The sequence below is a fragment of the Escherichia sp. HH41S genome (genome assembly GCF_009820115.1).
GTDB lineage: Bacteria > Pseudomonadota > Gammaproteobacteria > Enterobacterales > Enterobacteriaceae > Escherichia > Escherichia coli_F.
Map to the genome: position 1 here is coordinate 1 of NZ_VNXE01000105.1, position 23,213 is coordinate 23,213.

A 23,213-nucleotide genomic window follows, 5' to 3' on the forward strand; every position below is an offset into this window, starting at 1 on the left:
GGTACTTTGATACCGTAAAATCTGGAGCGTCCATCTCATTATCCCTGTAAAACGCGCCCTCAGCCCACATCCATGTGTGCTGCCCCGGCCTTCAGGGAACGCCTCGGCGATTTTGACGCCACCAACACCCGTGCAGTCTTTCGTTTCAAAGCAAAAACAATTTTTCGATCATATTTAAGCTACCACTGAACAAGCCTCATAACTCCATTTGCGCCATCCCTCACCGCGCGCTAGCATGATATTTCACAAAGGGAGGTCGTATGGATCTGTTGTACCGGGTAAAAACGCTTTGGGCCGCGCTGCGCGGCAATCATTACACCTGGCCTGCTATCGATATCTCTCTTCCCGGCAATCGCCATTTTCATCTGATTGGCAGTATTCATATGGGCAGCCACGATATGGCTCCCCTGCCCCCCCGTTTGCTCAAAAAGCTCAAAAACGCCGATGCGCTGATCGTCGAGGCGGATGTTTCCACCAGCGATACGCCTTTTGCCAATTTGCCTGCCTGCGAGGCGCTGGAAGAGCGCATTAGCGAGGAGCAATTACAAAATCTGCAACACATAAGCCAGGAGATGGGCATTTCTCCGTCGCTCTTTTCCACCCAACCACTGTGGCAAATCGCGATGGTTCTTCAGGCGACGCAGGCACAAAAACTGGGGCTGCGGGCAGAATACGGTATCGATTACCAGCTATTGCAGGCGGCGAAGCAACAACATAAACCCGTGATTGAACTGGAAGGGGCAGAAAACCAGATTGCCATGTTGCTCCAGCTCCCTGACAAAGGACTGGCGCTGCTGGACGATACGCTGACCCACTGGCACACCAATGCACGGTTGCTGCAACAAATGATGAGCTGGTGGCTGAATGCGCCGCCGCAAAATAATGAAATAACGCTGCCCAATACGTTCAGTCAGTCGCTGTACGATGTGCTGATGCATCAGCGAAATCTCGCCTGGCGGGACAAATTACGCGCCATGCCGCCGGGACGCTATGTGGTCGCGGTCGGTGCACTACACCTGTATGGAGAAGGGAATTTGCCACAAATGTTGCGCTAAAAAAATGGCCAATATCGCTATTGGCCCGTCAAAGAGGAATTTCATTTTTTTATTATTATGCCGTCACTTTAAGCGACGGTGTAACTCGATTGTCGCTCAATCTCACCATCCTGCCAATACTCTTAGGCAAGATGACTCTTTTTTTTGGACCGCCATCAGGCGTATGCTTGCTTCGTTTTTTTGTTTAAGGCAGGAAAATTACCATGACACCCGCAGTTAAATTACTCGAAAAAAACAAGATTTCGTTTCAAATCCATACCTACGAGCACGATCCGGCTGAAACCAATTTTGGTGATGAAGTCGTCAAAAAATTAGGTTTGAATCCGGATCAGGTCTACAAAACGCTGCTGGTCGCAGTGAACGGTGATATGAAACACCTTGCCGTGGCCGTTACGCCGGTCGCCGGTCAACTGGATCTTAAAAAAGTAGCAAAGGCGTTGGGTGCCAAGAAAGTTGAGATGGCCGATCCGATGGTCGCGCAGCGTTCGACGGGATATCTGGTGGGGGGAATTAGCCCACTGGGGCAGAAAAAACGTCTGCCAACGATTATCGACGCCCCCGCGCAAGAATTTGCCACTATTTTTGTTTCTGGCGGCAAGCGCGGGCTGGACATCGAACTGGCGGCAAGCGACCTGGCGAAGATCCTCGATGCCAAATTTGCTGATATCGCTCGTCGCGATTAAGTGATGCACACGGAAGATGAGATGTGGAAAGGATTACAGAGACATTAAGTATCGCTTGTGCAGATGAGATACCGGATATCGCCTTACTTCGGCAAACATCGAGAGAAAAGGTATTACATCTGCATTTTGCCAGCGAAGCAGAGAGGTATCGTGAGGAATTCGGGCTGGTGCTGAAAGCACAGCTCGATGAATTTGTTGTTGGCATGCATTCTGCCGACCCGGTTATCAGGATCGCCAGATTAATATCGCTTGAAGAGATTAACCGCCATCAGGATTTTTTCGAACACTGCGCGAAAGAATATCGTAAGCTGGCGACAGAGCTTATATTTGCATTGGCTGAACAACTGAACGTTGAGATGGCGGAAAATAACCCGCTAGTTACCTTTGCCCCCTTCAAATGCAACCGTAAGCGAAAAGGCAAAATGGGAAAGTGGCAGTATTGTTTTCACGGTTTTCATTGTGCATTTGAGAATAAAAAAACAGAGCAAAATATTGAAGTTCCCCTCGCCTACGGCTTTGATTTCGGCGATCTGGACCCGTATTTTTTTTCCGGATTTATCAAATCGACCCCCGCCTGGCAGCCTCTGCCAGTGGCTATTTACGATGATTACCACGACGGTAGCAGGATCATTCAACAACTGCTGGCGCTGGGAAAGTTACAAAAAATCCCTTCACCGATCCCACAATACACGGGGGTTGCTGCGGTAGATCGGTCCAATGTCGACATCGCAAATTTTCGCTCAACACTGGAGAGTCGCCTGCACCGATGTAAATTACGCTGGCTTTTGAAGCGTGTAAAAAATTCACAAAGGAGCGAAAGATGAAATTTGACCATCTTGTTGATGTTAGCTTCCACAATTTTGTCTTTAACGGAAAATTCGATTTTGTCGAACCGGGGCAAACAATGGCATGGCTGGAACAAAACTTTGTTGAGCCGGACTCTAAAAATGATATGGGAAATGGTTTTTATATCTGGCTATTTGGCAATGTTGAGTTTCATTTCGAAAGCAACAAGCTATATATGATTTGGTGCGATTATTTGAGCCAAATCCATTTGGGCAAAGCGATCCGATTTGATAAAGGAATATTGAATAACGTCGCTGAGTTGAACGTTACGCGTGTATTTAACATGCTTGTTAACGAAGGCGCTGATCTGCAAATCCACCGTCAATCGCCCCATACACTATTAATCCACGTCAATCGCTCAGGCGTGACACTTTGGTTTGAAGCAGATGAAGAACAGTCTGGTGAACCGCAGAATTATATGCTGATGGCATTTGGTTTGACACATCGCGATTACGATGCAAGATTTCAATATTCATAAATGGCGGCGTCATATCATGACGCCGCGACAGGGTTCATTACTGCCAGCTCACCTCACCTTTCGGTTCATAAACACTCACATCCAGCGGCGAGCTTTTCTGGATATACGCTTTCAGCACTTCGGCATCAATAAAGCCGGTATTCACATAGCCCGGTTTGTTATCAAGGCGCGGATAGCCATCACCGCCGGTAGCATTGAAGTTTAATGTCGCCATACGGTAAGTTTTTGCCGGATCGACCGGTTCGCCTTTGATTTTCAGGTCGTTCAGTTTGCCGTCTTTCGCCACAAAGCTAACGTTGGCAAATTGCGGGTAGGCACCTGAATCTGGCTTCATCTGCGCGACGGTGGTCAGGTAATCAATCACCTCTTTACCGGTCATGTCGGCATACACCACCACATTGCCGAATGGCTGCACTTTCAGCACATTTTTATAGCTGATATCACCTGCTTCGATAGAATCACGAATTCCGCCTCCGCTCATCACCGCAAAGTCGGCACCAGTGCGATCCATTTGTGCTGCCAGAATCAACCGCCCCATATTGGTCTGTACAAAACGCACTTTGCTGCGGTCGCCTTCCAGACGACCATTGGTTTCGCCTATTTTCACTTCCAGCTGCGCTTTGCCTTTGTTCTGGAACGGTGATAACAGCGAAATCATTTGCTGGTTTTCGGCGATTTCAGGGGTGTAAAGCACACGCTCGCTTTTCCCGTCTTCCCAGGTCACTTTCTTCTTCAGGTTTACCGGAATCAACTGGTAGTTGACCATTTTCATTTCGCCGTTGCGAAACTCAAAGTCGGCCCGACCAACGTACTTGCCCCACTCATGCGCTTGTACAATCCAGATGCCATTTTGTTGATCCGGTTTGCATGGCGTACCAGGAACGTAATCGACCTGTTTTTTATTTTCTGCCGCCATACAGACTGGATCTTGCGAGTGACCTCCGACGATCATCGCCAGCGATCCGGCAGGCAGCGCGCGTGCCATCTCCACATCGCCCGGTGCATTAGAGCCGTGCTCACCATTGTCGTAATGCCCCATATGGGTTGCCGCGATAATAATGTCTGGCTTTTCTGTCTGTTGCAGCTCCTGAATCACCAGCTTCGCTTCATCAGCGGGCTTACGAAATTCGATATCAGTGAAGTATTCCGGGTTACCAATTTTGGCTGTGTCATCGGTTGTCAGCCCAATAACGGCAATTTTCAGATCCTGACGCTTAAACAGCGCCCATGGTTTAAACAGGCGCTCACCAGTGCTTTTTTGGTAGATATTGGCGGAAAGCAACGGGAACTTAGCCCACTTTTCCTGCTGGCGTAATACGGTGAGCGGGTTATCAAATTCATGATTACCGATCGCCATTGCATCATAGCCTACCAGATTCATACCGCGAAAATCAGGTTCGGCATCCTGTAAGTCGGACTCGGGCACGCCAGTATTAATGTCGCCACCGGAAAGTAGCAGCACGCTACCGCCTTCAGCCGCAACCTCTTTGCGGATACCATCCACCAGCGTTTTTTGCGCCGCCAGACCATATTCGCCATATTCATTGCGCCAAAAATGCCCATGATGATCATTGGTATGCAGAACTGTAATTTTGTAGGTTTTATCCTGCTCATAAGCCAGAGCAGTTTCACTCGCCAGTGTAAATGTGGTTAACAGTGCTAACGCCACGCCCCGCTGCAATAATTTCATACTTCTCTCCCTGATCAGATTTCAACGTGTTGAAAAATAGTATGACGCGACATCATAGACAAGTCTGCGTCCGGTGAAGATAAATCTGCATCCAGATTAGAAATTCTGTATTCAGCATTGAGACTTCCTTCAGGCGGCGCATACAGGTATGTTAGTCGGGTAATAATCACAAATAAGATCATTCTTTACATCGCAACCCTGAAAAAGTGACTTTCCTATGGCAATGAGTGAACAAACCCAGCCTGTGGCGGGCGCGGCTGCGTCAACGACTAAGGCCCGAACATCGTTTGGTATTTTAGGTGCTATCAGCCTCTCACATCTGCTGAACGACATGATCCAATCGCTGATTCTGGCGATTTATCCCCTGCTTCAGTCAGAATTTTCTCTGACATTTATGCAAATTGGCATGATAACCCTCACCTTCCAGCTCGCCTCTTCACTATTGCAACCGGTGGTCGGCTACTGGACGGATAAATATCCGATGCCGTGGTCGTTGCCGATTGGCATGTGCTTTACCTTGAGCGGTCTGGTGCTGCTGGCGCTGGCGGGCAGTTTTGGCGCAGTTCTGCTGGCGGCGGCGTTGGTCGGCACTGGTTCGTCGGTCTTTCATCCGGAATCCTCACGCGTGGCCCGAATGGCGTCTGGTGGCCGTCATGGCCTGGCGCAATCTATCTTTCAGGTCGGCGGCAACTTTGGCAGTTCCCTGGGGCCCTTGCTGGCAGCGGTGATTATCGCGCCTTATGGCAAAGGCAACGTGGCCTGGTTTGTGCTTGCAGCACTGCTGGCAATCGTGGTGCTGGCGCAAATCAGCCGTTGGTACTCGGCACAGCACCGAATGAATAAGGGCAAACCCAAAGCAACGATTATCAATCCACTGCCGCGCAACAAAGTGGTACTGGCGGTCAGCATTCTGTTAATCCTCATTTTCTCGAAATATTTCTATATGGCGAGCATCAGCAGCTATTACACCTTTTATCTGATGCAAAAATTCGGATTATCTATCCAGAATGCCCAGCTTCATCTGTTTGCATTCCTGTTTGCCGTTGCGGCAGGTACGGTGATCGGCGGGCCTGTAGGGGATAAAATTGGACGGAAATATGTGATGTGGGGCTCTATCCTCGGCGTTGCGCCGTTTACGCTGATTTTACCCTACGCCACCCTGCACTGGACGGGGGTTTTAACGGTGATTATTGGATTTATCCTCGCTTCGGCATTCTCTGCCATTCTGGTCTACGCTCAGGAGCTGCTTCCGGGACGTATCGGTATGGTTTCTGGACTCTTTTTCGGTTTTGCTTTCGGCATGGGAGGTCTGGGAGCGGCAGTTCTGGGGCTTATCGCCGACCATACCAGCATCGAGTTAGTCTATAAAATCTGTGCTTTCCTGCCACTATTGGGGATGTTGACCATATTCCTGCCTGATAACCGGCATAAAGACTGATTTCATTGCAGCCAAAGGCAAACTTTGGCTGCATCGTTTTACAGTCGCCATAAGCCTTTCCTCTGTTAAACCGCCTTCTGTTTTCCGATCCGTGCTTTTTTTGCAGCTAATTCCATTTTTCTGCAAAATTCAACAATTATTCATAAACATCATCAATGAAATTGTCATAAACTATTACCTGTAATTTTGGTTTTCCCGGCCAAAAATGGACAATAACCACCAGGAAAAGGAGACGGAATGCATCACGCCACCCCGCTTATCACCACCATTGTTGGCGGCCTTGTGCTCGCCTTTATCCTCGGCATGCTGGCCAATAAACTACGTATTTCTCCTCTGGTGGGATATCTGTTAGCGGGTGTGCTGGCAGGACCATTCACTCCTGGCTTTGTTGCCGATACCAAGCTTGCGCCGGAACTGGCTGAACTGGGCGTCATTCTGTTGATGTTTGGCGTGGGTCTGCACTTTTCGCTGAAGGATTTGATGGCGGTAAAGGCCATCGCCATTCCCGGCGCGATCGCCCAGATAGCCGTGGCGACGCTGCTGGGTATGGCGCTCTCCGCCGTACTGGGCTGGTCGTTAATGACCGGTATCGTGTTCGGTTTATGTCTTTCCACCGCCAGTACCGTGGTGTTACTGCGCGCACTTGAAGAACGGCAATTAATAGACAGCCAGCGTGGGCAAATCGCCATCGGTTGGTTGATTGTGGAAGACCTGGTCATGGTTCTGACGCTGGTGTTGCTGCCCGCAGTGGCAGGAATGATGGAACAGGGTGATGTGGGCTTTGCGACGCTGGCCGTTGATATGGGGATCACCATCGGCAAGGTGATCGCATTTATCGCCATTATGATGCTGGTAGGTCGCCGTCTGGTGCCGTGGATTATGGCACGCAGCGCGGCAACCGGTTCCCGCGAGCTGTTTACCCTGTCGGTGCTGGCGCTGGCGTTAGGGATTGCCTTTGGTGCGGTGGAGCTGTTTGATGTCTCCTTTGCACTCGGTGCGTTCTTTGCCGGGATGGTACTGAACGAGTCTGAACTGAGTCACCGTGCCGCCCACGATACGCTGCCATTGCGCGATGCGTTTGCTGTGCTGTTTTTTGTCTCCGTCGGGATGTTGTTTGATCCGTTAATTCTGATTCAGCAACCACTGGCGGTGCTGGCAACGCTGGCAATTATTCTGTTTGGTAAGTCGTTAGCCGCGTTTTTCCTGGTGCGACTGTTTGGTCACTCCCAACGTACGGCATTAACCATCGCCGCCAGCCTGGCGCAAATTGGTGAGTTCGCGTTTATCCTGGCGGGACTGGGCATGGCGCTGGATCTATTGCCGCAAGCCGGGCAGAACCTGGTACTGGCAGGGGCGATTTTGTCGATTATGCTCAACCCGGTCCTGTTTGCGCTGCTGGAGAAATATCTGGCGAAGACCGAAACACTGGAAGAGCAGACGCTGGAAGAAGCTATCGAAGAGGAGAAGCAGATTCCGGTGGATATCTGCAACCATGCGCTGCTGGTAGGTTATGGTCGTGTGGGCAGCCTGCTGGGGGAGAAGTTGCTCGCATCTGATATTCCTTTAGTGGTGATTGAGACGTCACGTACTCGCGTCGATGAACTGCGCGAGCGCGGGGTCCGGGCGGTATTGGGCAACGCGGCGAATGAAGAAATTATGCAACTAGCGCATCTGGAATGCGCAAAATGGCTGATCCTGACGATTCCTAATGGTTACGAAGCAGGCGAGATTGTGGCGTCTGCTCGCGCGAAAAACCCGGATATTGAGATTATCGCCCGCGCCCATTATGACGACGAGGTAGCATATATTACCGAGCGCGGGGCGAATCAGGTGGTAATGGGCGAGCGTGAAATCGCCCGTACTATGCTGGAACTGCTGGAAACGCCACCGGCGGGTGAAGTGGTGACGGGGTAAGACATTGATTCCATTGCCGGATGCGATGCTGGCGCATCTTATCCGGCCTACAGGTGCCACCTTCCAAAGGTCGGATAAGGCGTTTATGTCGCATCCGACTGTCATTGCCGGATGCGATGTTGACACATCTTATCCAGCCTACAGGTGCCATCTTTCGTAGGTCGGATAAGGCGTTTATGCCGCATCCGACTGTCATCAGTCCGATAACTTAACGATCCCAGTAAGACTCTTCCAGACTGTCTTCACGCTCCGGTAAGCCGCGCGTTAAACGAGGTGAATGCTGGTTCAGTACCTGATAGCTCACACGGTTAGCATATTTACACACCTGCGCTAATGACGAATACGTTAACCAGGTGAATTTATGTTTGCTGGAGTTTGGTACGTTGCTACGGTGGTAGCTGTTGGCGGTAATGTCATGCAGCAATGCTGCCAGTGCGCCATCCCCGGCACCGTTGGTGTTCATGATCTTTTCCGGCCCACCCATATAAGGCGCAATGTGAGAATAGACGCGCAGCGGGTTCTGGCAATCTTTATGGCGCATGGCGCGGCTAAACTCATACTGGTTAAATTCCGCGATAGCGCCCGGCAGCAGCGGATGCTGGGTTTTACGTTTCGCTTCGTCTTCAGTAAAGCCCGCCATATACAAGCCGATTGGCCCGGCGGTGCACAGCACCAGATCAACCCAGTCCAGCGCCTTGTCAGATGCCAACAACGGATCGCTTTCTCCGGTCAACGCTTCGGCCTCATCTTCGTTCATCGCAAGGATAGAGACGTGATCTTTGAGGAATTGCTGCCACCACTGCGGATTCTCGGCAATGACAAACTTGGTGCCCAGCGTCAGCACCACCGGTACGTTATATTTCTTCGCGTACTCAATGGCTTTCATGGTTGCTTCCGGCATGGGTTCACCCGGCTTACAACGCACCAGATAAGAAGTGAGAACCAGTGCCGAGGCTCCGGCAATCACATCTTCCGGAATACTTTCAGCCCGCAGCTGGTTCATGTGGCCAGGGCTGATAGCAAAGGTACGTTCCCCGGACTCGCCAATCAGGGTAAAGCAGCGACCAATCGGGCCGTCCACGCCTTGCAGATAGTTAAGATCGGTACGGCTGGAGGTGTTACACAGGTAACGATAGGCATAGCTGCCAATTTCAATATTGCTGCACATGACGCCCAGCAGCACCGAACGGTCGTCCGCGAGCACCGAGTAGTTGTGCATGGTGTTACCAATGGTGCCACCCGCAAACTGATGAGTAATCAGGTTTTTCTGTTTCAGCTCCTGATAAAGCGCTTCGGCAACATCATCCTCAATCACCAGTGAATGCCCGGCGCTTAATCCATAACGCTCAATGAACTCATCATCCACTTTCGCTTCAATATCGACCAGCGTTTGATCGATACCCACTACCCAGGCAGCGCTGGTTTCGTTTTCTGGCTGGAATTGCTGAAGCAGCGGATCGCGTGCGTTTACGGGAAAATAATGTTTGGATTTACGTTTGCCGGGAAATTTCATGGTTGTTTTTACGGGTGGTTAACTGAGCGGCGAATGTTAACACAATCTGACGGGAGCGCGCGAGACGCAGCCAGTTTCAATATCAGCAGGCGGGATCGCATTTTCATGGCAGTGGTTCCTTACAATGACGTAATTTGAAAGGAGTTTTTGCATGAAGCCGGAAAACAAATTACCCGTTCTGGACCTTATTTCTGCTGAAATGAAGACCGTTGTGAATACTCTTCAGCCGGATTTACCGCCCTGGCCCGCAACGGGAACGATTGCTGAGCAACGACAGTATTACACACTTGAGCGCCGATTCTGGAATGCGGGCGCTCCAGAAATGGCAACCAGCGCTTACATGGTTCCCACACCTTATGGTCAGGTCGAGACTCGCCTCTACTCACCCAAAAGTCACAGCCCGGCGACACTATTTTATCTGCATGGTGGTGGTTTTATTCTCGGCAATCTTGATACCCACGATCGGATTATGCGACTGCTGGCAAGTTACACCCAATGTACAGTGATTGGAATTGCTTACACTCTTTCGCCGGAAGCACGTTTTCCGCAGGCAATAGAGGAAATTGTGGCTGCCTGTTGCCACTTCCACCAGCAGGCAGAGGATTATCAAATCAATATGTCCCGCATTGGTTTTGCCGGTGATTCCGCAGGTGCCATGCTGGCGCTCGCCAGTGCGTTGTGGTTGCGTGATAAACAGATCGATTGCGGTAAAGTTGCGGGCGTTTTGCTGTGGTATGGGCTTTACGGATTACGGGATTCCGTGACTCGTCGTCTGTTGGGCGGTGTCTGGGATGGCTTAACGCAACAGGATTTACAGATGTATGAAGAGGCGTATTTAAGCAACGACGCGGACCGCGAGTCGCCGTATTACTGCCTGTTTAATAATGATCTCACTCGCGAAGTTCCGCCCTGTTTTATTGCCGGGGCGGAGTTCGATCCGCTGCTGGATGACAGCCGTCTGCTTTACCAGACGTTAGCGGCGCATCAGCAGCCCTGTGAGTTCAAACTCTACCCAGGCACGTTACACGCCTTTTTGCATTATTCACGGATGATGAAAGCCGCCGACGAGGCTCTTCGCGACGGCGCTCAGTTCTTTACCGCTCAGCTTTAGCGATACGCGGCAACAAGATTAGCCATCATTTCGATATGTTCCGGTGTAGCATTAAGCGCCGGAATATATTCGTATTTTTGACCGCCCGCACCGAGGAAGACTTCACGGTTTTGCTCGGCAATCTCTTCCAGCGTCTCCAGACAATCTGCAGCAAAGCCCGGGCACATCACCTGAATATGACCTACGCCTTTTTCTCCGAGCATTTTCAGCGTTTCGTCGGTATAAGGCATCAGCCAGGGTTCCCGCCCAAAGCGCGACTGAAAGGTCATCATCACTTTTTCCGGTGCCATCCCCAGTGCGGAAGCCAGTTCGCGAGTCGTTGTGCGGCAACGTTGCGGATAATCATCGCCTTCATCTGCATAACGCTGGGGAATGCCATGATAAGAGAGCAGCAGCAGATCCGGTTCGCCATGTTTGGCAAAAGAAGCACGTACGCTGTTCGCCAGTGCATTAATGTAATCGTGGTTATCGGCGTAATCACGAATAAACGATATCCCCGGAATGCTACGTTTGCGCGCCAGAATGCGTGCCAGCTCATCCCATACCGCACCGACCGTTGAACAGGAGTATTGCGGATAAAGCGGCAGCACCACAATATGATCTACATGCTCTGCCAGGAGTTCATCTACGGCGCTTTCCAGTGATGGCGAGCCGTAGCTCATTCCCAGCGCTACGGGCGTCTCCGGTAAACGTTGTGCCAGCGCCTGCTGTTGCTGGCGGCTGTAAACCATCAGTGGCGAGCCGCCCTCCATCCAGACAGAGGCATACAACTTCGCCACACGCGGCGAGCGCAGCGGCAAAATCACGCCGCGCAGCAACGGCCACCACAACAGCCGTGAGGTATCAACCACGCGTCTGTCGCTTAAAAATTGTTTCAGGTAGCGTTTTACCGCTTCAGGAGTGGGGGCATCGGGTGTACCCAGGTTTGCCAGCAGAATACCGGTTTTAGTTTGACGCATTACCGCCTCTTATCGATTCAACTTGTTGATAATTGTAGCGGAAAAGTGAAGAAGAAGAACTAATTGCTGTGAGAGGTTTTGCCTGAGGAGGATGAGCAGACCTGCCCGAAAGCAGATCTGCTGCGGCTTAATTAGCCGAGGATCTTTTCCAGATCAGCGCGAACTTCAGCAACCGGTTTGGTGCCGTCAACTTTCGCGTATTTGGTGTTACCCGCTTCCGCTTCTTTGGAGTAGTAGCCGATCAGCGGTGCAGTCATCTGATGGTATTCAACCAGACGTTTACGCACGGTTTCTTCCTGATCGTCTTTACGGGTAGTCAGTTCTTCACCGGTAACGTCGTCTTTGCCTTCTACTTTCGGCGGATTGAATTTAACGTGATATACACGACCAGACGGCGCGTGAACGCGGCGGCCTACGATACGGTCAACAATCAGTTCGTCCGGTACGTCGAATTCCAGAACGTAATCAACGTTGATGCCCGCTTCTTTCATCGCGTCTGCCTGCGGAATGGTACGCGGGAAGCCATCCAACAGGAAACCATTACGGCAGTCTTCCTGAGCAATACGCTCTTTAACCAGCGCGATCACCAGCTCGTCGGTAACCAATTTGCCAGCATCCATAATGTCTTTTGCTTGTTTACCCAGCTCGGAGCCAGATTTGACCGCAGCACGCAGCATATCGCCAGTGGAGATTTGCGGAATACCATATTTCTCCATGATGAACTGAGCCTGAGTCCCTTTCCCCGCGCCCGGAGCGCCAAGCAGAATGATACGCATTGCGAAAATCCCCTTAAAATGTGTCGAATTTTTTGAAAAAGCGATAAACGATACCACCATCAGGCGATTGCCTCAAGAAAGGCACCTGAGGCTGAAACGGTTAATGGCGAGATAATTTGCGGAAAGGACAGATGATGAAAAGAAAAATGCCGGATGACACGAGGGTCATCCGGCATTACATCAGGAAACCAGCAGCTGGTTCATACGGCGAATAAACAGGTTCGGATCTTCCAGCGTGCCGCGTTCTGCCAGCAGCGCCTGATCCAGCAGCAGTTCTACCCACTCGCTGAACTTCGCTTCATCTTCAGTATCTGCCGCACGTTTCACCAGTACGTGATCCGGGTTCAGTTCGAAGATGTATTTCACTTCTGGTACTTTCTGGCCCGCCGCAGCGAACAGTTTCGCCATCTGGGTGCTCATTTCGTCCGCGTCGGTCGAAACGATCGCTGGCGTATCGGTCAGACGGTGAGTCAGACGGACATCTTTCACGCGCTCGCCGAGCAGGGCTTTCACACGGTCGATGAACGGAGTCAGTGCTTTCTCCGCTTCTTTCGCGCTCTCATCAACTTCGTCAGCCAGTTTTTCCAGCGACTCGTCAACTTTAGACACAGACTGGAACGGTTTACCGTCGAACTCAGTCAGATAGTTCATCATCCACTCATCAATGCGGTCGGAAAGCAGCAGAACTTCGATGCCTTTCTTACGCAGCAGTTCCAGGTGCGGGCTGCTCTTCGCTGCCGCATAGCTGTCTGCGGTGATGTAGTAGATTTTCTCCTGCCCTTCTTTCATGCGGGAAACGTAGTCTTCCAGAGACACGGTCTGCGCAGAAGTGTCGGTATGTGTAGAAGCAAAACGCAGCAGTTTGGCGATCGCTTCCTGGTTAGCGAAATCTTCCGCCGGACCTTCTTTCAGCACCAGGCCAAACTGTTGCCAGAAGGTCTGGTATTTTTCCGCGTCGTCTTTCGCCAGTTTTTCCAGCATTTGCAGCACACGCTTGGTCAGCGCATTGCGCAGGTTGCGGGTTACCGTGCTGTCCTGGAGGATTTCACGGGAAACATTCAGCGGCAGATCGCTGGAGTCAATCAGACCACGCACGAAGCGCAGATAGTTCGGCATGAACTGTTCTGCGTCGTCCATGATGAACACACGCTGAACATACAGTTTCAGGCCGTGTTTATGATCGCGGTTCCACATATCCCACGGTGCCTGCGACGGAATGTACAGCAGGCTGGTGTACTCCTGCTTACCTTCAACGCGGTTGTGGCTCCAGGTCAGCGGATCGTTAAAGTCGTGGGCGATGTGTTTGTAGAACTCTTTGTACTCTTCGTCGGTGATTTCCGACTTGTTACGGGTCCAAAGCGCCTGCGCTTTGTTGATTTTCTCCCAGGAGATAACGGTTTCGCCGTCTTTCTCTTCGCGTTTTTCGATCTCTACCGGCAGCGCGATATGGTCGGAGTATTTGCTGATGATGGAACGCACGCGCCAGTCATCGAGGAACTCGTCTTCGCCTTCACGCAGATGCAGGGTGATTTCAGTACCACGATCTTCTTTGGTGATGTCGGCAACGGTATATTCACCTTCGCCAGCCGATTCCCAGAAGACGCCGTTTTCTGGTTTTTCGCCTGCCGCGCGAGTACGCACGGTCACTTTGTCGGCCACGATAAACGCAGAGTAGAAACCAACACCAAACTGACCGATCAGTTGGCTGTCTTTCGCCTGGTCAGAACCCAGGGATTCGAGGAATGATTTGGTGCCGGATTTAGCGATAGTACCCAGATGGTCAATCACTTCGTCGCGGGTCATCCCCACGCCGTTGTCGGAAATGGTCAGCGTACGCTTGTCTTTATCGAAAGAGACACGAACGCGCAGTTCGCCATCACCTTCGTACAGGTCCGGGTTAGAGAGCGCGCGGAAACGCAGCTTGTCCGCCGCATCGGAGGCGTTAGAGATAAGCTCACGCAGGAAGATTTCTTTATTGGAATAGAGAGAATGGATCATCAGGTGCAGAAGCTGTTTCACTTCTGACTGAAAACCACGAGTTTCTTGTCCTTTCATGTAGGTCTACCTCAATAATGCCATTTTAAGGTTAAAAACAGGATGAGGGAGAGATGGGGACAAGGGAGAATAATTTCAAGCGAGAGCAGGTGATCCTGCTCTCGTTTGCTTAAAAACGAATCTTATGACGCCCGGCAAGGGAGTGTGACAGCGTGGTGCCATCGACCATTTCCAGCTCGCCGCCAACCGGTACGCCATGAGCGATTCGGCTGGCTTCCACGTCATATTGCGCGCAAAGCTCGGCAATGTAGTTAGCGGTAGCTTCACCTTCAACCGTGGGGTTGGTGGCGAGGATCACTTCAGTGATTTTTTCCTCTGCCAGACGCTGTTCCAGACGATCAAGGCCGATATCATCCGGACCGATGCCGTCCAGCGGTGACAGATGTCCCATCAACACAAAATAACGACCTGAAAACTGCCCCGTCTGCTCAATGGCATAAATGTCCGCCGGACTCTCCACCACGCAGATTTGACCGTTTTCCTGACGACGCGGATTCGAACAGATGTTACAGACTTCCTGTTCGGTGAAGGTGCGGCAATCGGCGCAGTGGCCGATTTCCGACATCGCCCGGGTGAGCGCCTGCGCCAGACGCATCCCGCCGCTACGATCGCGCTGAAGCAGCGTGAACGCCATACGCTGCGCCGACTTCGGGCCAACGCCCGGCAGACAGCGCAGTGCTTCCATAAGCTGTGTTAACAGCGGGCTGGTTTGCATCAGAACGGCATCTTAAAGCCAGGCGGCAGCTGCATTCCGGAGGAAACAGAGGCCATTTTTTCTTTCTGCGTTTCTTCGATACGACGTGCTGCGTCGTTGAATGCTGCAGCCACCAGATCTTCCAGCATCTCTTTGTCGTCTTCCAGCAGGCTCGGGTCGATCTCTACGCGACGGCAGTTGTGTGCACCGTTGATGGTCACTTTTACCAGACCTGCGCCAGATTCGCCGGTCACTTCCAGCTGCGCGATCTCTTCCTGCATTTTCTGCATTTTTTCTTGCATCTGCTGGGCTTGCTTCATCAGGTTACCCAGACCGCCTTTACCAAACATAGGTTTCTCTCTCAATCACGTTAAGGATGACGAACGTAAGCTGTGCTTACGATCAAATGGGGCGGATACTTTCTTCATCCAGCTCCGCATCGAAGAACCGACGCAGGGTCTGAATATTATTATCCGCAATAATGGACTCGCGCGCCTGCGCAAGTTTTTCTTCGTATATCGCCTGACGCCATTCCAGCGGCGTGCGCACCGCGGGATTATCATCTTCAACGATAGTCAGTTCAACCGTTGAACCTTTTAACGTGCTCAACGCTTCAGCCAGTTTTTGCTGTGCGCCGCTGTTATTCAGATGACGCTGAGAGGAGCGTAAATGCAGACACACCGTGTTGCCGTTCTCCTCTTTCCAGGCATTTAACGCCACCTGTTCGACCAGTTTTGGTAGCGAAAGTTGACTCACCTGAGCCGCCCACGGGTCGCGCTCAATGGCTTCTGCCGCCAGCTTCGCCGCCAGTTCCGGCGTTTTTTCATGTTCCAGCGCTTTTTTTAGCGCCTTCGGCGTGGCGACCACTTCTTTTTGCTGCATCACTGGAGTGGTAGCCTTCCAGCGATACGCTTCTTTTTTGGCTGGCGCTTTTTCCAGCGCCGATGGCACCGGACGCGCCTGAACGCGATCGGTGACCGAAGCCAGTCTTTCCAGCGCAGCGTTATTCACCGGCCGCGCGCGGGTAGCGGCTGCCGGTTCACTCTTTTTTGCTTTGGTTGCTCCCTGCACGCGCTGCAACTGCTGGCGCGCCGCCAGCACCTGGCTGGTGGTTTCCGGGAGCGGTATAGTCGGTGCCTGCTGCGGCGCTGATTGCGGTTGCGGCGGCACCTGGGTTGGCGTCATTACTGCCGTTGGCGCGACGGGCGCAAAAGACTGGCGTGGCACTTCTGGCTCAGGCAGCGGCATACGCGGATGAAACGCCAGTGCGCGCAACAGCGTCATCTCAACGCCCATGCGGCGGTCCGGCGCATACGGTAATTCTTTGCGACCAATCAACAGCGTTTGATAGTAAAGCTGAATATCCGTCGGCGGTATGGTGCGCGCCAGTTCACGCATCCGCAGCTCGATGGCGGCCATGTCGTTGCCCAGCGCAGCAGGGGAAAGTTGCACCATTGCAATGCGGTGCAACAGGCCGAGCATTTCTACCAGCAACGCTTCCCACTCAATACCACGAGCGGCGGCTTCATTAATCAGCGACATTACACGCTCGCCGTTGGCTTCAACCATCGCTTCAACCAGCGACAGCGCCTGATCGTCGTCAAGCGTACCCAGCATCGCACTGACCGCCTGGGTTGAAACCTGGCCGTCACCGCTGGCAATTGCCTGGTCGGTTAAACTTAGGGCATCTCGCAAGCTGCCTTCAGCGGCGCGCGCCAGCAGTTGCAGCGCCCGTGGCTCGTGAGCGATATGTTCTTCGTTGAGGATGTGCTCAAGCTGATGGCGAATTTGCTCGACATCCAGCGCTTTGAGATGAAATTGCAGACAGCGTGACAAAATCGTCACCGGCAATTTCTGCGGATCGGTCGTCGCCAGCAGAAACTTGACGTGCTCCGGCGGTTCTTCAAGGGTTTTTAACAGTGCGTTAAAGCTGTGGCGCGACAGCATATGCACTTCGTCGATCAGATAAACTTTAAAACGACCACGCGCTGGCGCGTACTGGACGTTATCCAGCAGGTCGCGGGTATCTTCGACTTTGGTGCGCGAGGCGGCGTCGATTTCAATCAGATCGACAAAGCGCCCCTGCTCAATTTCACGACAGTTATCGCACACGCCGCACGGCATCGCGGTAATGCCGGTTTCGCAGTTTAGCCCCTTCGCCAGCAGTCGGGCGATAGAGGTTTTTCCGACGCCACGGGTGCCGGAAAAAAGATAAGCATGATGAATACGCCCTAACGACAAGCCGTTCGCCAGTGCGGTCAGCACATGTTCCTGGCCGACGACGTCAGCAAAGGTTTGTGGGCGCCATTTTCGGGCTAAGACCTGATAACTCATTGGCAGGCTCTGAAACGCTGGAAGGTGGATTCACGAAGGGGTAATGCTAACACAGCCCCGTCAGAACGGCGAGGCTGAATGCACATCTTGTGCTGCCCGTAGCGTGAGCAGCGCAAGACTGACGATAATTAATGGCCCGGGAACGGAACAAGGCTGTAGCTGGTAATGCCCTGTTTTTCGAGACGCTGTTCGCCGCCGAGATCGAACAGGTTGATAATGAACGCAGCATCAGCCACTTCACCACCCAGACGACGGATCAGTTTAACGGTCGCTTCGATAGTGCCGCCGGTTGCCAGCAGGTCGTCCACCACCAGAACTTTGTCGCCCGGTTTGATGGCATCAACGTGGATTTCCAGCTGATCGGTGCCGTATTCCAGATCGTAAGTTTCACTGATGGTCTCACGCGGCAGTTTGCCCGGTTTACGGACCGGTACAAAGCCAACGCCCAGACCCAGAGCTACCGGAGCGCCAAACAAGAAGCCACGCGCTTCGGTGCCGACAACTTTGGTAATGCCCGCATTTTTGTAACGCTCAACCAGCAAGTCGATGCTGAGAGCGTAAGCTTTCGGGTCTTCCAGTAAGCTGGTGACATCACGGAAAAGAATGCCGGGTTTTGGGTAGTCCTGAATGCTTTTGATGCTATTTTTGAGATACTCAAGCTGCTGTGCAGTCGCGGTCATAAGTGTATGCCTGCTTGTTACGGTGGTACTCACGGCGCGTCTTAAACGTATCAAAAGTAACAATTGTTTAACCTTTGACCGCCTGCGCCTGTGCTCGAAAACGCCAGAATGTACTGGCTGTACGCAATAATTGCAACTGCGATTGTTGTGCTTCAGTGCTTTTCTTGCTTTTCATCAATCACCGGAATTCGCCACATATAAAAAAGCAAACAGGCGAGAATTACCAGCAACATGATGCGCACCCATGGCATCTGGACGAACCACAAAGAAATGGCAAACGTGAGCAAAACAAGCAAAATCGCCCGCGGTTTGACGCCGCGCGGCATCGCATGATGTTTCTGCCAGAAACGTAGATAGCTGCCAAACCATGAGCGGTACAGCAACCAGGCGTGAAAGCGCGGGGAAGAACGGGCAAAGCACCAGGCCGCCAGCAGGATAAACGGCGTCGTCGGTAATACCGGTAATACCACGCCCAGCGTACCCAGCACTACCGCCAGCCAGCCAATGATGATTAAAATGATTCGTTGCATATTGAGTGTTGTCAGCTTACAGAGTGGCTACTTTAGCATAACAATTATCATTTTCATTGAGGTCTTATCGTGAAAACCGCCCTGCTGCTGGAAAAACTGGAAGGACAGCTCGCCACGCTGCGTCAGCGTTGTGCCCCGGTAGCGCAATTTGCCACGCTAAGTGCCCGTTTTGACAGGCACCTTTTTCAGACCCGTGCGACAACACTACAGGCTTGTCTCGATGAGGCGGGCGATAATCTGGCTGCGCTTCGTCATGCGGTTGAGCAGCAACAGCTGCCGCAAGTGGCCTGGCTGGCGGAACATCTGGCTGCACAACTGGAAGCCATCGCGCGTGAAGCCTCCGCCTGGTCATTGCGCGAGTGGGACAGTGCGCCACCGAAAATTGCCCGCTGGCAGCGTAAACGTATTCAGCATCAGGATTTTGAGCGGCGACTTCGTGAGATGGTTGCCGAACGTAAAGCCCGCCTGGCGCGGGTGACCGATCTCGTGGAACAGCAAACGCTGCATCGTGAAGTAGAAGCTTATGAAGCGCGCCTGGCACGCTGCCGCCATGCGCTGGAAAAAATCGAAAACAGGTTAGCGCGTTTAACCCGCTAGCAATGGAGAGAGTATGTCACTGGAAAATGCCCCTGACGATGTCAAACTGGCTGTCGATTTGATTGTGCTGCTGGAAGAAAATCAGATCCCAGCGCGCACCGTGCTGCGTGCGCTGGATATTGTAAAACGCGATTATGAAAAGAAATTAACGCGCGATGATGAGGCGGAAAAGTGAGAAATAAATGGGGCCGCTAAATGTCCCCTAAGATTGCGGGCAAACGCAAAACTGCCTGATGCGCTACGCTTATCAGGCCTACACCGCTCCTGCAATATATTGAATTCTTGCGGTTTCGTAGGCCGGATAAGGCGGTCACGCCGCATCCGGCATGAACAACGCGCACTTTGTCAGTAATCTCGGGGCAACTAAATGTCGCCCCCTTTGGTTATTACCCAACCGCTGGTGTCGGATCGTCGCCTTTGTAGTCGCGTTTTACTTCCGTCACCTCATCGCCCTTCTCGTTGTGCAGATGCACTTCAAGCTGGTTAAAGGCAATGTTGATGTCGTTTTCACGGCACAGCTGATCAATAGTACGGTTCAGCTCATCGACAGTACGACTGCGGTCACGCAGTTCACGCACGTACAGGCGCAGCTCGTGATCCAACGTGCTGGCACCAAACGCCGTAAAGAAGACTTCCGGCATGGGTTCGTGCATCACCCTTGGGTGCTCAGTCGCCGCCTTCAGCAACACTTTACGCACTTTTTCCAGATCGGAGCCATAGGCCACGCCCAGGCGGATCACCAGACGCGTGGTGGTGTCGGTTAACGACCAGTTGATCAGACGCTCGGTAACAAACGCTTTGTTCGGGATGATCACTTCTTTGCGATCGAAATCGGTAATCGTTGTCGCACGAATACGAATCTTACTTACCGTCCCCGAGAAGCTACCAATGGTTACCGTATCGCCAATGCGCACCGGACGTTCGAACAGGATAATCAAACCGGAGACGAAGTTACCGAAGATCTCTTGTAAACCAAAACCAAGACCTACGGATAATGCCGCCGCCAGCCACTGGAGTTTATCCCACGAGACACCCAGCGATCCGAACACCGTCATCGCACCAACGGCAATGATGATGTAGTTAAGGATGGTAGTAATGGCATACGACGCGCCCTGGCGCATATTCAGTCGCGAGAGCACCAATACTTCCAGCAAACCAGGCAGGTTGCGAATCAACGCCCAGGCTACCATTGAGGCGATAATCGCAAACAACAGACTGCCCATGGTGACGTTTTTCACCACCGCAGCGCCAGCTTCAGTGCCGTTGTAATGCCAGAGCGTAATGCTGTCGAGATAGCTGAACACGGTAATCAAATCTGACCAAATCGCCCAGAACATGACACCGAACAGCGCAAACATCAGCAACATGGTAATACGCAGCGTCTGCTGGTTAACCTGCTCCAGTGCAATGGTGGGTTCTTCCGGCGGTTCAGCCCCTTCTGCGCCCTCTTTCACCAGATTCTGCCGACGCGCCAGCGCACGACGCCAGGCGATACGCCGCGCCGCTACGCTTAAGCCGCGCAATACCGTCTGGTACAGCAGGTTCCAGATGATCACCAAATAAACGGTTTCAATCCAACGCCCGGAGAGGCGCAGCGTGGTGTAGAAATAACCCGTGGCGGTCAGCACCATCAACGCAATCGGGATAATCGACAGTACGGTAATGGTGACCAGTCGCATGGTGTGCGACTCTTTATCACGCCAGCTTTCGCGGCACATCGGCCACACCAGGAAGGCAATCAGCAGCAAGTTGAAGAAAATCATCGCCTGCCCCAGCACATCATCCATCAGATGCAGCGGGGAAAGTTCTGCCACCACAGACCAGAAATGGATAGGCAGCAACGCGAGACTGATGCGGACAATTTGCCGACGCCAGTGGCTGGTCTGCTGTTCCGGCATGCCGAAGTGACGCACGGCAACGCCATTTTTCTCCAGTACCTTCCAGCACAGGCCAAACACCAGCCAGAAAATCGCCAGTTTTTTACTGAACGACCACAGCAGTTCGCTGATGTTGAGCTGCATGGTTAGCAGAATCAGACCAACCGCGAGAATAATCAGGCACACCGGCAGCGCACGGATCAGGTCGATAAGGATCGCTTTTGGTGTGTTGAGCTGGCTGTCGTTACGCAGGGAACCCACAGCGGAAGCCAGTTTTTGTTGATACGCTTTCAGCCATCCCAGACGCCAGTGGATCAGCCCGGCAATTAATAGCAGTGGTAAACCAGCGAGGAAAGCGATAAAGACGGCAGGCCAGGCTTTTTCCCAGTTTACCGTGATCTTCATCGACTTAAATTCATCTTTCAGCGTTTGTGGGAACGCTTTGATCCAGTCCCAGTCCATTGGACGGTTACTGTTCACCCAAAAGATTTGCTGAGTCAGGATCGATTTCAGGTTTTTCGACACGCTCATTAACTGCTGCTGGTTGATTTGCAGGTTAATGGCCATCATCAGCTGGTTACCCAACTGTTTATTAAGCTGATCCAGCAGTTCGCGACGCATATCCACAACCTGGAGTAATGCGTCATGAACTTCACTGTTAACTTCGTTGGCGTGGCCTTCTTCCAGCTTGTTAACGAACGCATCACTCTGGAAGAGCGCATCACGCTGCTGGTTGACTTCAAACTGTTCGAGACGCAAATCCGCGATGCGGTTGGTCATGTTTTCCAGTTCATCCGCCGAGGGCAGCGTTTGTTGTTGCTGGTAAAGGATACGAGACAACAGCAGACTGCCCTTCAGGACGGCAATCTGCTCTTTAATATTGCGTTCCGATTGCAGCGCCCGCTCCAGCCAGTTTTTGACTTTAATGTTTTGCTGCATCAACTGATTACCGTTTTCAGTCGCGGTAATCAGACGCTGACTTAACTGCTGGTTAATTTCCAGTTCCTGCTTCACCAGCGGATTAGCCTGAATACGTGCAGCTTCATCCGGAGAGACGGCTTCCTGCGCCGTTTTTTCGGTTAAGGTCAGGCGCTTACTGTTTACCGCTTCTTGCAACAGTTGCAACTGGTGTTCCAGACGAGCACTGTTCGCCGTCACGTAATCACGCTGCTTTTGCAAGGTATCCTGTAAGACGGTGTTCCCTTCCAGGCTTTTTCGCTGCTGGTCAATCTCAGCATTCAGCAAAACCTGCTGGGCCTGCATCAACACTTTCTGGCTGGGACGTAAGGCAGTATCGCCAACATCAGTGCCATCCAGGCGGCTGCGAATTTGTTGCAGCTGCTGCGAAGCGTTATACATCGCATTTTGCACGCGTTCGGGCTGCGTCTGTAACGAAACCAGCTGGCTGTTATAAGACGCCAGATCGTTTTGTGCGTTTTGCAAATCGTCCAGCGCCTGGGCAACGCGAGTTTCCAGCTGGCGCAACGAAAGCGTGCTTAGAATTTTGCGCGTTTCTTCGTCGTTATCGACATCGCTAAGTGCTGTTAACGCCGCGGTCGCCTGACGCATTTTTTCCGGCGCTTCAGCGACTTTTTGCCGTAGCTGAACTGTCTCTTCTTTTATGCGATCGATTTTATCGAGGGTGGCTAATGTATCTGTCAGATCCTGCTGCACCAGTTTGTCCTGAGCAGAAAGATCTTTTTGTTTATTCAGTGAGTCAAGTTGTGCCTGCAGGTCCGCTTTTGTCGGCAGATCACCATTCGATGGCGCCCGCGCAAACGCCGCATTCTGGCATAACAAGACCAAAACAAAAGCAATGAATGCTGAAAAAACAAAATGCCGTGATCGTTTGTAATACTGGAACATAGTCATGATGAATGAAGGTTTCTGAACCTGAAGAACGACCTGAAAAAGTCAAACCGCAAGAATATCACGACGCAGTGAACCAGAATAGCAACGGCGAAAATGTCCAGGAAAAATCCT

20 protein-coding genes and 1 other annotated feature are annotated in these 23,213 nt (G+C 52.1%); of the genes, 9 read left to right on the forward strand and 11 right to left on the reverse strand.

The features are described from left to right. Positions 1-260: 260 nt before the first annotated feature. From FQZ95_RS20190 to FQZ95_RS20205, 4 genes are all read left to right on the forward strand, one after another. A complete protein-coding gene (locus tag FQZ95_RS20190) occupies positions 261-1,055 on the forward strand; it encodes a TraB/GumN family protein (RefSeq protein ID WP_160530580.1) in 795 nt (264 codons plus the stop codon). 203 nt (positions 1,056-1,258) lie between these two features. Then, complete coding sequence (ybaK, locus tag FQZ95_RS20195; protein ID WP_000186628.1) at positions 1,259-1,738, forward strand: Cys-tRNA(Pro)/Cys-tRNA(Cys) deacylase YbaK; 480 nt, start codon at positions 1,259-1,261, stop codon at positions 1,736-1,738. Positions 1,739-1,761: 23 nt separating this feature from the next. Further along, positions 1,762-2,562, forward strand: a complete 801-nt coding sequence (locus tag FQZ95_RS20200; protein ID WP_000439794.1) for a DUF6896 domain-containing protein — start codon at positions 1,762-1,764, stop codon at positions 2,560-2,562. Further along, positions 2,559-3,062, forward strand: coding sequence for a hypothetical protein (locus FQZ95_RS20205; protein WP_160530581.1), 504 nt, complete (start codon positions 2,559-2,561; stop codon positions 3,060-3,062). The genes FQZ95_RS20200 and FQZ95_RS20205 overlap by 4 nt, the downstream gene beginning before the upstream one ends. 37 nt (positions 3,063-3,099) lie before the next feature. Here FQZ95_RS20205 and ushA read toward each other — a convergent pair whose 3' ends face one another. Continuing rightward, positions 3,100-4,752 (reverse strand): bifunctional UDP-sugar hydrolase/5'-nucleotidase, encoded by a 1,653-nt coding sequence (ushA, locus tag FQZ95_RS20210; RefSeq protein ID WP_160530582.1) that lies wholly within the window; start codon positions 4,750-4,752, stop codon positions 3,100-3,102. 217 nt (positions 4,753-4,969) lie between these two features. On the opposite strand from ushA, the gene fsr reads away from it, so the two are divergent. Beyond that, complete coding sequence (gene fsr, locus FQZ95_RS20215) at positions 4,970-6,190, forward strand: fosmidomycin MFS transporter (RefSeq protein WP_160530583.1); 1,221 nt, start codon at positions 4,970-4,972, stop codon at positions 6,188-6,190. 237 nt (positions 6,191-6,427) lie between these two features. Next, positions 6,428-8,104, forward strand: coding sequence for a YbaL family putative K(+) efflux transporter (gene ybaL, locus FQZ95_RS20220; RefSeq protein ID WP_000546224.1), 1,677 nt, complete (start codon positions 6,428-6,430; stop codon positions 8,102-8,104). 208 nt (positions 8,105-8,312) lie between these two features. Here the strand turns inward: ybaL and gsk are convergent, their stop codons facing one another. Next, positions 8,313-9,617, reverse strand: a complete 1,305-nt coding sequence (gsk, locus tag FQZ95_RS20225) for an inosine/guanosine kinase (RefSeq protein ID WP_000671574.1) — start codon at positions 9,615-9,617, stop codon at positions 8,313-8,315. A gap of 151 nt (positions 9,618-9,768) precedes the next feature. On the opposite strand from gsk, the gene aes reads away from it, so the two are divergent. Beyond that, positions 9,769-10,728 carry an acetyl esterase gene (gene aes, locus FQZ95_RS20230; protein WP_115738928.1) on the forward strand — a complete coding sequence of 320 codons (960 nt, stop codon included), beginning with the start codon at positions 9,769-9,771 and terminating at the stop codon, positions 10,726-10,728. Here aes and hemH read toward each other — a convergent pair. From hemH to FQZ95_RS20270, 8 genes are all read right to left on the reverse strand, one after another. Further along, on the reverse strand, positions 10,725-11,687 hold the full coding sequence (gene hemH, locus FQZ95_RS20235; RefSeq protein WP_160530584.1) for a ferrochelatase: 963 nt from the start codon (positions 11,685-11,687) through the stop codon (positions 10,725-10,727). The two genes, aes and hemH, sit on opposite strands and share 4 nt — an antisense overlap. A gap of 131 nt (positions 11,688-11,818) precedes the next feature. Next, a complete protein-coding gene (adk, locus tag FQZ95_RS20240) occupies positions 11,819-12,463 on the reverse strand; it encodes an adenylate kinase (RefSeq protein ID WP_001220233.1) in 645 nt (214 codons plus the stop codon). 180 nt (positions 12,464-12,643) lie between these two features. Further along, positions 12,644-14,518: a molecular chaperone HtpG gene (htpG, locus tag FQZ95_RS20245; RefSeq protein ID WP_039020780.1), complete on the reverse strand. Its 1,875-nt coding sequence runs from the start codon at positions 14,516-14,518 to the stop codon at positions 12,644-12,646. Between the two features lie 109 nt (positions 14,519-14,627). Continuing rightward, positions 14,628-15,233 (reverse strand): recombination mediator RecR, encoded by a 606-nt coding sequence (gene recR, locus FQZ95_RS20250; protein WP_001195025.1) that lies wholly within the window; start codon positions 15,231-15,233, stop codon positions 14,628-14,630. Beyond that, positions 15,233-15,562, reverse strand: coding sequence for a YbaB/EbfC family nucleoid-associated protein (locus FQZ95_RS20255; RefSeq protein ID WP_000467098.1), 330 nt, complete (start codon positions 15,560-15,562; stop codon positions 15,233-15,235). The genes recR and FQZ95_RS20255 overlap by 1 nt, the downstream gene beginning before the upstream one ends. A 52-nt stretch (positions 15,563-15,614) precedes the next feature. Then, positions 15,615-17,546: a DNA polymerase III subunit gamma/tau gene (gene dnaX, locus FQZ95_RS20260; RefSeq protein WP_160530585.1), complete on the reverse strand. Its 1,932-nt coding sequence runs from the start codon at positions 17,544-17,546 to the stop codon at positions 15,615-15,617. After that, positions 16,218-16,282 (reverse strand) — a sequence feature (DnaX frameshifting element). It overlaps the preceding gene by 65 nt. Positions 17,547-17,674: 128 nt before the next feature. Beyond that, the gene (gene apt, locus FQZ95_RS20265; protein ID WP_000127356.1) at positions 17,675-18,226 is read right to left on the reverse strand and encodes an adenine phosphoribosyltransferase; all 552 of its coding nucleotides are present in this window, start codon (positions 18,224-18,226) and stop codon (positions 17,675-17,677) included. Between the two features lie 152 nt (positions 18,227-18,378). Beyond that, complete coding sequence (locus FQZ95_RS20270; protein WP_160530586.1) at positions 18,379-18,756, reverse strand: DUF454 family protein; 378 nt, start codon at positions 18,754-18,756, stop codon at positions 18,379-18,381. Positions 18,757-18,825: 69 nt separating this feature from the next. On the opposite strand from FQZ95_RS20270, the gene priC reads away from it, so the two are divergent. Both priC and rsmS read left to right on the forward strand, forming a co-directional pair. Beyond that, the gene (priC, locus tag FQZ95_RS20275; protein WP_088541926.1) at positions 18,826-19,353 is read left to right on the forward strand and encodes a primosomal replication protein N''; all 528 of its coding nucleotides are present in this window, start codon (positions 18,826-18,828) and stop codon (positions 19,351-19,353) included. 13 nt (positions 19,354-19,366) lie between these two features. Further along, complete coding sequence (gene rsmS, locus FQZ95_RS20280) at positions 19,367-19,528, forward strand: pleiotropic regulatory protein RsmS (RefSeq protein ID WP_000051146.1); 162 nt, start codon at positions 19,367-19,369, stop codon at positions 19,526-19,528. A 211-nt stretch (positions 19,529-19,739) separates the two neighbouring features. Here the strand turns inward: rsmS and mscK are convergent, their stop codons facing one another. Next, on the reverse strand, positions 19,740-23,102 hold the full coding sequence (mscK, locus tag FQZ95_RS20285) for a mechanosensitive channel MscK (protein ID WP_088541925.1): 3,363 nt from the start codon (positions 23,100-23,102) through the stop codon (positions 19,740-19,742). Positions 23,103-23,213 lie beyond the last annotated feature (111 nt).